This is a genomic window from Psychrobacillus sp. Z3-81 (genome assembly GCF_056620325.1).
The window spans coordinates 1-13838 of record NZ_JBWQPU010000004.1; the positions used below are offsets into that span (position 1 = coordinate 1).

General features: G+C 38.5%; 11 protein-coding genes and 1 rRNA gene. 3 read left to right on the forward strand and 9 right to left on the reverse strand.

Annotated features, from left to right (window positions below):
* Window positions 1-279: ribosomal RNA gene (locus AC1ECF_RS05580) — 16S ribosomal RNA — on the reverse strand; the annotation flags it as partial.
* Between the two features lie 517 nt (window positions 280-796).
* Between AC1ECF_RS05580 and AC1ECF_RS05585 the strand changes: the two genes are divergently transcribed.
* Window positions 797-1519 (forward strand): MgtC/SapB family protein, encoded by a 723-nt coding sequence (locus AC1ECF_RS05585; RefSeq protein WP_480388424.1) that lies wholly within the window; start codon window positions 797-799, stop codon window positions 1517-1519.
* A gap of 27 nt (window positions 1520-1546) precedes the next feature.
* Window positions 1547-2545, forward strand: a complete 999-nt coding sequence (locus AC1ECF_RS05590; protein WP_480388425.1) for a cation diffusion facilitator family transporter — start codon at window positions 1547-1549, stop codon at window positions 2543-2545.
* Between the two features lie 307 nt (window positions 2546-2852).
* Here the strand turns inward: AC1ECF_RS05590 and AC1ECF_RS05595 are convergent, their stop codons facing one another.
* From AC1ECF_RS05595 to pruA, 4 genes are all read right to left on the reverse strand, one after another.
* Window positions 2853-4016, reverse strand: coding sequence for an iron-containing alcohol dehydrogenase (locus AC1ECF_RS05595; protein WP_480388426.1), 1164 nt, complete (start codon window positions 4014-4016; stop codon window positions 2853-2855).
* A gap of 72 nt (window positions 4017-4088) precedes the next feature.
* Window positions 4089-5333, reverse strand: a complete 1245-nt coding sequence (locus AC1ECF_RS05600; RefSeq protein WP_480388427.1) for a Glu/Leu/Phe/Val family dehydrogenase — start codon at window positions 5331-5333, stop codon at window positions 4089-4091.
* Between the two features lie 82 nt (window positions 5334-5415).
* The gene (locus AC1ECF_RS05605; protein WP_480388428.1) at window positions 5416-6609 is read right to left on the reverse strand and encodes an ornithine--oxo-acid transaminase; all 1194 of its coding nucleotides are present in this window, start codon (window positions 6607-6609) and stop codon (window positions 5416-5418) included.
* 63 nt (window positions 6610-6672) lie between these two features.
* Complete coding sequence (gene pruA, locus AC1ECF_RS05610) at window positions 6673-8217, reverse strand: L-glutamate gamma-semialdehyde dehydrogenase (protein WP_480388429.1); 1545 nt, start codon at window positions 8215-8217, stop codon at window positions 6673-6675.
* 133 nt (window positions 8218-8350) lie between these two features.
* Here pruA and AC1ECF_RS05615 point away from each other — a divergent pair, with 133 nt between their 5' ends.
* On the forward strand, window positions 8351-9646 hold the full coding sequence (locus tag AC1ECF_RS05615) for an AAA-type ATPase lid domain-containing protein (RefSeq protein WP_480388430.1): 1296 nt from the start codon (window positions 8351-8353) through the stop codon (window positions 9644-9646).
* Between the two features lie 724 nt (window positions 9647-10370).
* On the opposite strand, the gene AC1ECF_RS05620 is transcribed toward AC1ECF_RS05615, so the two are convergent.
* From AC1ECF_RS05620 to AC1ECF_RS05635, 4 genes are all read right to left on the reverse strand, one after another.
* The gene (locus AC1ECF_RS05620; RefSeq protein WP_480388431.1) at window positions 10371-11033 is read right to left on the reverse strand and encodes a hypothetical protein; all 663 of its coding nucleotides are present in this window, start codon (window positions 11031-11033) and stop codon (window positions 10371-10373) included.
* A 120-nt stretch (window positions 11034-11153) separates the two neighbouring features.
* Entirely contained in the window at window positions 11154-11525 is a 372-nt protein-coding gene (gene yugI / locus AC1ECF_RS05625) for a S1 domain-containing post-transcriptional regulator GSP13 (protein WP_480388432.1), read from the reverse strand.
* 75 nt (window positions 11526-11600) lie between these two features.
* Complete coding sequence (locus AC1ECF_RS05630; RefSeq protein WP_480388433.1) at window positions 11601-13292, reverse strand: hypothetical protein; 1692 nt, start codon at window positions 13290-13292, stop codon at window positions 11601-11603.
* Window positions 13282-13836, reverse strand: coding sequence for an RNA polymerase sigma factor (locus AC1ECF_RS05635; RefSeq protein WP_480388688.1), 555 nt, complete (start codon window positions 13834-13836; stop codon window positions 13282-13284). Before AC1ECF_RS05635 ends, AC1ECF_RS05630 begins: the two co-directional genes overlap by 11 nt.
* Between the last annotated feature and the right edge of the window lie 2 nt (window positions 13837-13838).

The following is a 13838-nucleotide window of genomic DNA, read 5'->3' on the forward strand; positions in this document are numbered from 1 at the left end:
GTAGGCCGTTACCCCACCAACTAGCTAATGCGCCGCGGGCCCATCCTGTAGTGACAGCCGAAGCCGCCTTTCAACATCCCCACATGTGTGGAGATGGATTATTCGGTATTAGCACCGGTTTCCCGGAGTTATCCCAATCTACAGGGCAGGTTGCCCACGTGTTACTCACCCGTCCGCCGCTGAATCAGAAGAAGCAAGCTTCTTCATCATCCGCTCGACTTGCATGTATTAGGCACGCCGCCAGCGTTCGTCCTGAGCCAGGATCAAACTCTCCATAAAAGTTGACCTCTATAATAGAAGTCTTCCAAAACAGATAAGCTTTGATAGCTCATAAATTTTGCTGGCATCATCATAAAATGATGTCATGTTTGTTTTGCGATATGTTTCAATCGCTGTATATCTTGACGTTTTGCATGTTCAGTTTTCAATGTTCATTTTCCGTCGCCTTTCAGCAACTTTATCAGTATAACTTCTTTCGGATATTAAGTCAAGCGTTTTTTTATTTCGTTTGAAAGTTTTTTTCGCTTGTTCCGAAGGACAAGTATTAATATACTCCTTCTTCTCTAAAAAAGCAATACCTTTTTTAAAAAAAGTTGTTTAATAGTATAATATCCTTTGTTAAATGCATCTGAGCGTTCCATAACTGCTCTATTTAAGTTCTATTAATATTACTCTGACTTATAAATGCCACTCTTAAAAAAGATATATTTAATTTATTGAAAAGCGGGTATGTGAGAGTATAAGAATCAAAAATAAACATATGGTGAAATATCCAATAAGAAAGGAGGATTAATGAATGGATTGGTTAACAGATTTAGTCCTTCATAAAGAAGTCATGATCAAACTTTCTTTCGCTGCTTTTTTAAGTTTGATAATAGGAATTGAAAGGGAACTCAAAAAAAAGCCAGTGGGTCTTAAAACAAGTGTGGTAATTGCAACTTTCAGCTGCTTACTTACATACATATCTATTGAATCTGCTTATAAAGCACACGAAGGACAAATAGGAGTAAACATTACAATGGATCCTCTCCGCTTAGCTGCCCAGATTGTTAGCGGAATTGGTTTTTTAGGGGCAGGAGTGATACTGCGCAAAGGTAATGATAGTATATCCGGACTAACTACCGCAGCAATGATATGGGGAGCTGGCGGAATTGGTATCGCCGTAGGAGCAGGGTTTTACATAGAAGCAGCTACATCTGTGTTAATTGTTCTTATAGGAATAGAACTGATTCCTCCCCTCCTCACAAAATTCGGTCCAAAAAGATTAAGATCAAAAGAACTTGCTCTAAAAGTAATTGTTCCTCATTTAGAAGATATCCAAAAGGTTCACGACTATCTAATAGAAAATCGCTTCTATATAGATAACATACGTATAAAGGATATTTGGATCGACGAGAAGGAAATTAAACACGAAATTCAACTCCGTTTGTCTATACTAACCAAGAAGAATACGGTAGAATTTTATCAATCTATTATAGAGTTAGATTTTATAGAAACAATTGAACTAGAATCTATTTAAAACTTAAAAGAAGAAGGAGCAACTATTATGGGAGATATTTTTAAACTATTGAAAAGCGGGAACAAACCATCTTTAATTGCAGCAATCGTAAATACTTTCATTGCTATTTTAAAAGGGGTTGCTTTTTTTATTACTGGAAACGTGGCAATGTTCGCTGAAATGATGCACTCTATCGGAGATGCGGCTAACCAATTCTTTGTATATATCGGTTCAGCGCTTTCTAAAAAAGCACCTACTCCTAAGTTTCCAAATGGATTTGGTCGCTTAGTAAACCTTGTATGTCTCGGTGCAGTTATTTTAGTAGGGATTCTTTCCTACGAAACCATAAAGGAAGGCTGGCACCACATTCAACATCCTGCGGAGTCAGAAGGAGTAGCAATAAGTTTAATCGTATTAGGAATAGCCATCCTATTAGAATTTGCTGTTTTGTATAAAGCAGGAAAGGAAATCCTACATGAAGCAGGGATAAAAGGCTCCTTGATGGCCCCTTTAACTACAAGCTTTGCTCATTTAAATAGAGCAAAACCTGCAACTAAACTCGTATTTATGGAGGATCTAGTTGCAACATTAGGAGGTATACTTGCTTTTGTGGCAGTGTTAATCTCCTACTTTACAGGCTTTTTACAAGCTGAGGGTATTGCTTCTATCATCATCGGGGTAATGATGTTCTACGTAGTAGGAAAAGTATTCTTGGATAATGCAAGAGGTGCTCTTGGCGAAACGGATGAACAAATGCTCGTACATATCTCTCATATCGTATCAGAGGTTAACGATATAAGGGATATCCAAGAACTAGAGGTTATTAAAGAAGGAGAATACCTGCATGTAAACCTAAGAGCAGAAGTAGACAAATCACTTTCTTTTGAGCAAGTCGATGATATCCATGACGTGGTAAAAGAGTTGATACTAAATCAACCTGGAGTAACGGATGTCTCCATATCATTCGATGAGGATGACGGAATAAGAACCTGGACGCATCATAAAGACCAGCACACTGTGTTGAAGACAAGTAACAAAGTAGAATAGTAGAAAGATATTACTATTCCTTTCTTATGAATTGTGTTCTTATTGGAATTTATAATCGAACCCATGTTTCAAGTAGGAAACTCTATAGGCTCGTAGCAGTATCGACGCCTCCTATGGGAGCATGGTAGTAGGTATGACAGGACTGCCACGTGCATTAACGATGGGTGCCAGCTTACCATAAGAAGGGAAAAATAAAGTATTAAAACTAAGAAAGCACTTATGATTCTAAAATATAATTAGAATCATAAGTGCTTCTTGTTTATTTTACTTAGCCCCTATCACTTATATAGAGAATTTACTAACGCACTTATAAGCAGGCAGTTAAAATAGCTTTTGTATCTTCTGCATTTAGCTTATTAAAATTACCATATTCCCCTCTTGCCATTGCTTTTTCTACCATTAAATCAAGCTTTGTGTCATCAATCTCATAATCTGCTAGTCTTGATGGCGCGCCTAAGGATGCCCAAAATTCAGCTAAACGATCGATTCCTTCTTGTGCAACCTGCTCTTCTGTCTTGCCAGAAGGATCTACTTCAAACACCTTAATCGCAAGCTTTGCAAATCTAGAAGGATTTACATGTAGGTTATGCCTCATCCAACGAGGGAAAATAATCGCTAAACCACCTGCATGCGGAATATCATATACAGCCGAAACTGCATGCTCTATATTATGACTACCCCAATCTCCGTTGTAGCCCATTTGCAAGAAACCATTTAACCCTAAAGTTCCTGCGAAAAGAATTGTTTCGCGAAGTTCATAATTATGAAGGTCCTTTACAAGCTTTGGTGCAACCTCTATTACCGTTCTAAGCGCCCCTTCTATCATTTCATCCTGAAGAGGAGTGTTAGTTGCATTATTATAATATTGCTCAAACATATGAGACATCATATCTACAATTCCGTATACAGTTTGGTCTAACGGCACTGTAAATGTATTTTCCGGATCTAAGATAGAGAATTTAGGGAATGTTAATGGGCTTCCCCATCCATATTTCTCTAGCGTTTCTTCATTGGTAATTACAGAACCTGAATTCATCTCTGAGCCTGTAGCAGCCAGGGTAAGAACTGTACCAAACGGAAGTGCTTCCTTGACAGGAGACTTACGTAAAACCAAATCCCATGGATCCCCATCATATTTTGCACCAGCGGCAATAAGCTTCGTACAATCAATGACGGAACCACCGCCAACAGCTAGAATAACATCTATGTTTTCTTTCTTACACAGCTCTGCCCCACGTGTAGCTGTGTAAAGTCTAGGATTAGGCTCTACACCTGCCAATTCAAAAATCTCCATATCCGCTTCTTGAAGCAAGTCTATTACCTTATCATATAAGCCATTCTTTTTGATACTTCCTCCACCGTATACTACCAGCACTTTCTTGCCATATGTAGAAAGCTCAGTAGGTAGCTTCTCAATCTGCCCTTTTCCAAAAATTAATTTAACCGGATTATAAAATGTAAATGAATTCAACTAAATTCCTCCCTTACCTGTTAAAGTAATCATAATAAAAACCGCTTGTAAAATACAAGCGGTTCAACTTGGTTATACCCAGCCACGGAAACGAGACGCTTCTGCAGTTCTACGTACACCAACCATATAAGCAGCTAATCGCATATTAATGTTACGCGTTGTTGCTACTTCATAAATATTGTCAAATGCATCCACCATTTTTTTCAATAGCTTCTCATTTACTTCTTCTTCTGTCCAGTAATAGCCTTGATTGTTTTGTACCCATTCAAAATAAGATACCGTTACTCCTCCTGCACTTGCTAATACATCAGGAACTAGTAAAATATCTCTCTCATAAAGAATACGAGTAGCTTCAGATGTGGTAGGTCCATTTGCTGCTTCCACTACAATTTTCGCTTTTATATTATGAGCATTTTCAGAGGTAATTTGATTTTCAATAGCAGCAGGCACTAAAATATCACATTCTAATTCTAATAATTCTTCATTAGATATTGTATTTTCAAATAGAGTTGTAACCGTACCAAAACTATCACGACGATCTAATAAATAGTCAATATCTAAACCGTTTGGATCATACAACGCTCCATAAGCATCAGAGATACCTATCACTTTAGCACCCTGGTCATTTAGGAACTTAGCCAAGAAGCTACCTGCATTACCAAAACCTTGAATCACCACGCGAGCGCCAACCATATCAATTCCACGTTTTTTAGCAGCTTCATTGATAACAATTGTTACTCCTTGTGCAGTCGCACGGTCGCGGCCTTGTGATCCACCAAGAACTAGTGGTTTACCAGTAATAAATCCTGGAGAGTTGAATTGGTCCATACGACTGTATTCATCCATCATCCATGCCATAATCTGCGCATTAGTGAAAACGTCTGGAGCTGGGATATCTTTCGTTGGACCAACAATTTGTCCAATTGCACGAACATAGCCACGGCTAAGTCTTTCAATCTCTCCCATAGACATTTCACGAGGGTCACAGGTTACTCCACCTTTTCCCCCACCATAAGGTAAATCTACAATTCCACACTTCAGTGTCATCCACATTGAAAGCGCTTTAACTTCCTCATCTGTTACGCCTGGATGAAAACGCACTCCACCTTTAGTTGGGCCAACAGCATCATTGTGTTGAGCTCTATATCCAGTGAATACCTTTACTGTGTTGTCATCCATTCTTACCGGGATTCTTACTTCCATCATTCTGATTGGTTCTTTAAGTAATTCATACATCGCTTCATCATAACCAAGTTTTTGCAAAGCCTCTTTAATTACTGCCTGCGTTGAAGTGAACAGGTTTAAATTTTCAGCCATATAATTATTTCGCCTCTTTAATTCATAATTATTTCTTCGCACTCATTGTATCACATGTCCAATGGAATTTGTCTAAGAATTGTTAATTCGTGAATACTTTTTTAATTTTATCCAATGCCCAATCTAATTCTTCTTTGGAAATTACTAGTGGAGGAGCAAATCTGATTACTGTATCATGTGTTTCCTTGCACAATAAGCCAAGGTCTTTTAGTGCTTCACAGTATGGTCTTGCCTGTTCGGTAAGCTCCATTCCTATAAATAATCCACGTCCTCTTACTTCTTTAATGGAAGGATGCTTAATTTCTCTTAGCGCTTCCATAAAGTAGTTCCCGAGCTCTAGTGATTTTTCCGCAAGCTTTTCATCAACTAAAACGTCTAAAGCAGCGTTAGAAACTGCACAAGCCATAGGATTTCCACCAAAAGTTGAACCATGGGATCCAGGGTTGAAAACGCCTAATACATCCTTATTAGCAACGATACAAGAAATCGGGAATACCCCGCCTCCTAGTGCTTTGCCCAGGATATACATATCAGGCTCAATGCCTTCCCATTCACAAGCAAACATCTTACCGGTTCTTCCTAAGCCTGCTTGAATTTCATCAGCGATAAATAGAACGTTATTTTCTTTACACAGGTCTAGAGCAGCTTTCATAAACCCTTCAGGAGGAATAATAATTCCTGCTTCTCCTTGAATCGGTTCAATTAAGAATGCCGCTGTGTTTGGCGTAATCGCTTCTTTTAAAGCCTCAAGATCTCCGTAAGGAATCAGTTTAATCCCTGGAAGCATTGGACCAAATCCTCTTTTATATTCAGGATCAGAAGATAAGGATACTGCTCCCATCGTACGTCCATGGAAATTTCCTGTACAAGCAATTATTTCCGCTTGATTGTCTGGAACACCCTTTACATCATACGCCCATCTTCTAGCAGCCTTGAAAGCTGTTTCAACTGCCTCTGCCCCTGTGTTCATAGGTAAAACCATCTCTTTACCTGTAAGTGAGTTAACTTTCTCATACCATGGTCCTAATTGGTCATTATGAAATGCACGGGAAGTTAAAGTCACTCTATCCGCTTGATCCTTAAGCGCTTGAATAATCTTAGGATGACGATGCCCTTGGTTAACTGCAGAATAGGCTGATAGCATATCCATATACTTATTTCCCTCTGGGTCCTTCACCCAAACCCCTTGTGCTTCAGAAATGACGATTGGAAGCGGATGATAGTTGTTTGCACCGAACTTTTCTGTTAGTTCAATTACTTTACCTGTAACTGTCATTAATAATCCTCCTATAAAAACAGGCAGGACACTTCAAAAATGTGCCTGCCCATTTGTAATTAATTAAAACATTTCAGAAGTAGTTTTTGCTTGCATATGAAGTTGGATGTAATCTGGTCCACCAGCTTTAGAGTCTGTACCAGACATATTAAAGCCTCCGAATGGTTGGTAGCCAACAATTGCACCCGTGCATCCACGGTTAAAGTATAGGTTACCTACGTGGAAATCCTCACGTGCTTTTTCAAGATTCATACGGTTAGTCGAAATAACTGCACCAGTTAGGCCATATTCTGTATTATTTGCAATATCAATTGCCTCATCAAAATCTTTTGCCTTCGTAATTCCTAATACTGGCCCAAAGATTTCCTCCTGCATGATACGTGCTGTTGGAGAGACATCTGCAATAACAGTCGGTTGAATAAAGTAACCTTCTGAATCATCACCAGTACCACCAGTGATTAAACGGCCTTCTCCTTTACCAATTTCAATATAGTCCATAATTTTCTTGTAAGCTGCTGCATCAATTACTGGTCCTACATAATGCTCGTCATTATCAGGAATACCAACAGATAGAGAGTTCGTTACTTCTTCAACTCGCTTCAATACTTCATCGTATACGTCCTTGACAATTACAGCTCTTGAACCAGCTGAACATTTTTGACCGCTGAAGCCAAAAGCAGAACGAACAATAGCTTGTGCAGCTAAATCAAGATCTGCTTCCTTATCAACTACGATTGTATCTTTTCCGCCCATCTCAAGGATTGTACGTTTGATCCAGATTTGACCTTCTGATAACTTAGAAGATTTCTCTACGATTCCTAAACCAACATCACGAGAACCAGTGAAGCTGATTAAGCGAGTACGTGGGTGCTCTACTAAGAAATCCCCAATCTCTGCTCCAGAACCAGGAATAAAGTTAACAACGCCAGCTGGCATTCCCGCTTCCTCTAAAACTTCTATAAATTTATAGGCAATCACAGGAGTTGTAGAAGCTGGTTTAAGAAGAACAGTATTCCCAGCAACCATTGCTGCTACTGTAGTACCCGCCATTATAGCGAACGGGAAGTTCCATGGAGAAATAACAACTGCAACCCCTAAAGGAATGTAGTCATAACGGTTATATTCACCTGGACGACTTTCTACCGGTTGACCGTCTTTCAAACGAAGCATTTGACGACCATAGTATTCTAAGAAGTCAATACCTTCAGCAACCTCTACATCCGCTTCTAGCCACGTTTTCCCTGCTTCTCTAGATAATAATGCAGAAAACTCGAATTTGCGACGGCGAATAATTGTTGCAGCTTTGAATAAAACATCCGCACGAATTTCTGGTTTTACCTTTTTCCAAGTATTAAACGTTTCATCTGCTATTTTAATAGCTTTTTCAGCGATATCTCTGCTAGCCTTCGAAACTTTCCCTACCACTTGTGTCTTTTTAGCAGGATTATATGAAACTATCTTATCTTCTGTCGTAATTCTTTCTCCACCTACAACTAGCGGGAAATCCTGACCAAGATAGGAATCTACAATTTTATATCCATCCTTAATTGCTTTTTTATTTTCTTCTTTAGAAAAATCAGTAAACGGCTCATGCTTATACGGTATCATGAACATCCTCCTTTAGATTAGGTGCAAAAATAATTTGCACTATTAATACATTTCTATATATAATAATGCAAAAGATAATTGCGTTTTTCAAGTAAAATAACTTAAATCTTTCAAATTTCTTGAGGTGACAATAATGGAAGACATCGAAAAAAGGCTGCAGCCATTTTATAAATTTGCAGCAGAACATGTTGGTGTAGGGATTCATGCTGTCGACATACATGGTAAAACGATCATTTATAATGAAAAAATGAGAGAAATTGAAGGATTAAATATAACAGATGTGGAAGATCGCTCTATTTTGGAGCTTTTTCGATTTGAACAACAGGAAAGTACACTTTTAAAGGTTCTACATCAAAAGGAACCCATCCTTCGAGTAAAGCAAACTTACTGGAATCGAAATGGGCAAGAAATTACGACCATTAATGATACTTACCCTGTATTTGAAAAAGAGGAGCTCGTTGGGGCAATTGAATTTTCCAGAGATATTACTACAATGGAGAAGCTTCTTTACCAGCCATTCAAACGACACGATGAAGAGATCTCCCTTTCTACTATTATTGCCAAATCTAATTTAATGAAGGAAGTAAAGGCACAATCCTTAAAAGCATCTGAAATAAGGATGCCTGTTTTGCTCATAGGAGAAGCTGGAACAGCAAAGGATTTCCTAGCAGAGGCTATTCATCGCCAATTATCACCGCCCAATCAATATTTTTTGAGTTTGCACTGTAACATGGCCGATTTTCATTTTATCCAAAAATTTCAGCAAGAAATTTCCGCTGTCTCCGATTGCACCATCTATTGCGAAAGAATTGACTTGTTATCTGTAGAGCTACAGATAACGCTGTATGAAATACTGCAGAAACATAAGACAAGTAACCTTTTTATCGCAAGCATCGGGGAAGATCCAATTGATTTAATTAATAGAGGAAAGCTGATAAAGGAACTGTATTATCATTTCGCTACAATTACTATCCGCATCCCACCTTTAAGAGATCGCCCTGAGGATATTCCCCTTTTTGTGGAAGACTATTTTAAGAGATACCTTAATCGTTATGGCACGTCTATTCAGCATATTGAAGAAGATGTGATGGATGCTTTTCTTTCTTATACATGGCCTGGCAACCTAAAGGAGCTTGAGCTGCTCCTTGATGAAATTTGTTCGATGAGCACTAATGAGACCAAGCTTCGATTTGATATGCTGCCTTTGCACTTTAAATTCAAAATACAAAATGCAGGAAAGCGAGCAGAAGATTTTATTTTAGCTTCTAAAAAGGTTTTCTTACCTCTTGATGAATATCTGAGAGAAGCAGAGAATTATTATTTACAAAAGGCTCTAGAGAAACACGACAACAATATTACGAAAGCTGCAGAGGCTCTAGGTATGAGCAGACAAAACCTACAGTATCGCTTACGAAAAATGAAAAAATAAAGAGAATAGGGAAACTGAATGAGAAGAGGCTGGGACAAAACAAAAAAACAGTACTTGCGATTATATTTTTTAAGAAATCGTAAGTACTTTTTTATTTTTAAAACGTGAGGTTCTTCACTGCGTCGGATGCTTTCCGCGGAGGCCAACAGGATGTTGGTCAGGAAAACGTTGTCACACGATGTGACGTTTTTAGTTTTCCTTCCTTCTCTCCCTCGGTGCTCCTGTCGCTCCGCTTTCGTCGCAAATAAATTTGCTGTTCCCGCAGGAGTCACCGACGCTGTTCCGAACCATTGGGGCTAACTTCTTATAAATAAATCTTGATAATAATCTTGTGAAAAAATGGGTAACAGGTCATAAATAATTTTTGTGTTTTCTCTTTTATTTAAGAATTCACTTTTGTCCAAACCCCTTCTTAATTTTTGTCTCAGGTTCTCCGCTGCGTCGGACGCTTGGAGTGGAGGCCAACAGGATGTTGGTCAGGAAAACGTTGTCACACGATGTGACGTTCTTAGTTTTCCCTCCACAAGGTAAGCCAGCACCCATCGCTCCCCGCATGGCTGTGCTGTCTTACCTACCACCCTGCTCCCGCAGGAGTCGCCGACGCTGCTCCGAACCATTCGTGTTACCTGTTTAAAAATAAATCTTAATAAATAAATATCTTATAGAAGAACATACATAACCCATCAAGAAAAACGTTGAAGTACTCAACAGTCCTCCTATCATTTTACTCATTTTTTAAGTTAGTCACATAAGCTTTTAGTTCTTCTATATGACTCGTTTGAAAAATCAGTCCTTCCTCATCAAAAACAAGCAAGGCAGGGAATTCTTTGATGTCCAGCTCTTTCTGAAAATCTACAATGTAGTCTTTGTCATATTCCATCCATGAAGCGTTGATTTTTGGTTTTAAACTCAACATATCTAGAATAGAAACTTCTTCTTCCACAGATATGATTCCCCCCTTTTGCTGCATCACTACAATTCGGTAGCCATCACTTGGAAGTAAGCCAGCATATTTTTCTTCAAAGGTCATGTCTAATAAGATTAGTTCTTTTGGGGAGCCTTCGATTTCCTTACGCCGTGGTGGATTGACCAACACCTTTTGACCAGTTTTGACATCCTCCATTGTAGCGTTTGTCCCATCCTCAAACCTAATAACTGTCTCATCAGTTATTTTAGCTGTATAAAAGATGCCTTCGTCTGTATTGTAGCTGGACATCCAACCACGCTTCTCCCATTCAGAAATGTCAATGAGAATTGTCTTTTCGTCCTGTATCTCAAGGACATTTCCTATCATTTCATTGTCTTTATAATGCCTGTATGGATTTTCACTATTGCAAGCAGAAAGAAAGAATAAAGTAATTGTGATGAAGAGAATCCACTTCCTCATGTCCACGCCCCCTTTTACCATTAGACATATCCACCCACCTAAAAGTTACCAATATTTATTAGATACAAAAAAAGAGAAGCGATTTTTCCAGTCGCTTCTCCTCCTAAACCTTATTGTTTCTTACCTGATTGACTGTTTAATCCAGTCTGCCAGTTTTTCTTTTAATGTGTTAAAGCCTTCCTCATCATTTTCATCAATACGTGCTTGTAAGGATTTTCGAGGCTTCTCTTCTTTTTTTACTGGTGGTTTTTCTTGCAGTTCTCTGATGGAAAGGCTAATTTTTCCTGCTTCTTCATCAACCTCTAAAACCTTCACTTCTACCTGCTGCCCCACCATCAAAAAATCCCCGACTTCTTTTACATAGCCATACGTGATTTCTGAAATATGCACTAAGCCTTGGGTCTCTTCATCTAGACTAACGAAAGCTCCATATGGTTGAATCCCTGTTACCTTACCAGTTACAACATCTCCTACCTTGTATGTGTTTGTCATGTTGCCTTTCCTACTTTCTTATATACGTATTGGTCATGTTAAATTATAGCATAATAGAAAGTGGACGGGCAAAATTCACTGTGTTGGCATAAACCGGGGTCTCCAGCCATTTTCTGTTTTGTTTAATTGAAAGCCAATGGATTCCTCTTCTTTATACATATTCCCTCCTTTTTGGAGAGTCAACATTACAACCGTTTTATCCTCATTCACCGGCCTAGAAAGAAAGGAAGAAAATTCTTTTCGTATATCCTCTATCTGTACATGGTTTCCTTCCATATACTCATCTTTCGGGATTTGTATAGCACCGTCCTTCAGATAGAGAGAGTATACAGTGTCATAATCCTTTAATTGGATGGAGTAATAGTACAACCCAACTATCTCTTCTGGAGTTGCTTCCTTCAATAAAGCTGGATCCTTGGAATCGGCGTATATTTTATATAGCCCATGAATCTTTTGAACAAAATCGTCATCTATCAAGGTAGCCTGATCATCTTCCCTAGTAAGCTCGCCAACCATAAACTTTTTCAAGTTCGCTGTGATATCATCTCTTGAGAAGGCTTCCCACGAGGAAGATTCTGTCCACCCGCTTGCCATAAATTCCTCTACGATTGGCTTGATGATAAACGCAGCAAGGGAATCAGGGTATTCGTTTAATGCTGTTACCCAAATATCTTGATATTTTTCATCCACAGTTCCATTTGAGTTTAGAACCTGTTCTCCTTTTATTAATTCATATAATATCCTTCTATAAGTTAGCTCTCTATCTCCTATTACATCAGCGCTATAGTGATCATATTGATCCTTCACAGCCATGATGCTCTCTAGGTGGATTAATGGCTCCATCGTATCTTCAAATGTATATTCCATAGGATCTTCATTAATTGGATAGCCCTTCATCCACATCATATAAGAATTAGCTAGTGGGGAGAGCAACTTTTCAATATGTGGAGTAAATACGTTATCCCTGTTAAATCTCACCTCTAATCTTTTTTCTTCGTTAGTGGCGACTAAATGTAACCCCTGCGATTCAATAATCCTCAAAATATTTTGTAGCTCTACTGGTAGGTTCTCTCTCTGGGCCTCTAAGTTGTATAAATGATACTTTTCATTTACCTTCAGCTTTTCAAGCTCTTCCTGGTACTTCTCCAGTCCATAGTTTCCGTATTGCTGATAATTATTAATAGCTCGATGATATTTCTCCAAGAATTCATATGCTTCTATTTCGGGCATCACCTGATTTTTGTCCACTAATTCATTTATCAAGTCCATTGGGAGCACAAAGAAGTAATCTATAATCAAGTTCTTAATAAATTCTTCAGGATCCTCTTGGCCAGAAAGCTGTTGGATTTTAGAATTATTTTCAATGAACATGTCGGCATTTTGTACAAATGGAATAGCTGAAAATTCTTCTTCAGGTAGATCTAATTTTTTTCGAAAGCTTTCACGTTCCCTTTCATAAATTATTAGTATTTGTTCAGAAATCTCTTCTTTTGTCAATTCACTCTGCTCTAGGTTTGCTTCACTTTTATCCTCTGTCAGCAGAAAACTTGCTCCTATGAACCCGAAAATAACAATACTAGCTACACCCACAGCCCAAACGCCGAGCTTTTGCCATTTCGTCTTTCTGGTGCTCTGGCCCTTTTGCTGTTGCTCCTGGTCTTGTTCAGCTATTCTCTTCATTACATCCTCCGAATGATCTTCAGAGGGAATGCGATCATAACTCTTCTTTAAAAATTCAAATCGATCTTCAAGTTCTTTATTGTCCATTTTCAGCCCCCCTATCTTGAACCAGTAGTATTTTTAGTTGACCTTTAGCTCTCAGCATTCTCACCTTTACAGTGGAAATAGATATACTTAGTACTTCTGCTATTTGCTCGTAAGTAAGGTCATGAAAATAAAAAAGGATAATCGGAAAACGGTAATTTTCATCTAATTGTTGTATCGATTGATGCAAGGCACGATCCTCTTCAAAAACTAATACCTTAGCTTCTGGCGACTTAACGAATTGATTGTTTCCAAAAGTTTGTACTTTCTTTTCCTTTTCCGCTTCCTTCCTTTCCTTCCGATAATAATCTCTTGTTGTATTGAGAATTATTTTATATAGCCATGTTGTAAATCGATCCTTTTGAAACTGATGAAGAAATCTGTATAGCTTTATAAAAACTTCTTGCTTCACATCAGGAATGTCTTGTATTTGTACGCCGCATTGGAACGCAAACTTCTCTACAGTTCGCTGATGCATTCGGATAAGGTCTGAGTAGGCCTCTTTATCCCCAGCTTGAGCCCTAGCAATTAAATCAGATTCTTCCATAC

Bases quoted from the DNA above. Each gene is read 5' to 3' on its own strand.
- AC1ECF_RS05605 (WP_480388428.1), bottom strand. From the start codon at position 6,609: ATGACAGTTACAGGTAAAGTAATTGAACTAACAGAAAAGTTCGGTGCA.
- pruA (WP_480388429.1), bottom strand. From the start codon at position 8,217: ATGATACCGTATAAGCATGAGCCGTTTACTGATTTTTCTAAAGAAGAA.
- AC1ECF_RS05635 (WP_480388688.1), bottom strand. From the start codon at position 13,836: ATGGAAGAATCTGATTTAATTGCTAGGGCTCAAGCTGGGGATAAAGAG.
- AC1ECF_RS05585 (WP_480388424.1), top strand. From the start codon at position 797: ATGGATTGGTTAACAGATTTAGTCCTTCATAAAGAAGTCATGATCAAA.
- AC1ECF_RS05590 (WP_480388425.1), top strand. From the start codon at position 1,547: ATGGGAGATATTTTTAAACTATTGAAAAGCGGGAACAAACCATCTTTA.
- AC1ECF_RS05620 (WP_480388431.1), bottom strand. From the start codon at position 11,033: ATGAGGAAGTGGATTCTCTTCATCACAATTACTTTATTCTTTCTTTCT.
- AC1ECF_RS05600 (WP_480388427.1), bottom strand. From the start codon at position 5,333: ATGGCTGAAAATTTAAACCTGTTCACTTCAACGCAGGCAGTAATTAAA.
- yugI (WP_480388432.1), bottom strand. From the start codon at position 11,525: ATGACAAACACATACAAGGTAGGAGATGTTGTAACTGGTAAGGTAACA.
- AC1ECF_RS05630 (WP_480388433.1), bottom strand. From the start codon at position 13,292: ATGGACAATAAAGAACTTGAAGATCGATTTGAATTTTTAAAGAAGAGT.
- AC1ECF_RS05615 (WP_480388430.1), top strand. From the start codon at position 8,351: ATGGAAGACATCGAAAAAAGGCTGCAGCCATTTTATAAATTTGCAGCA.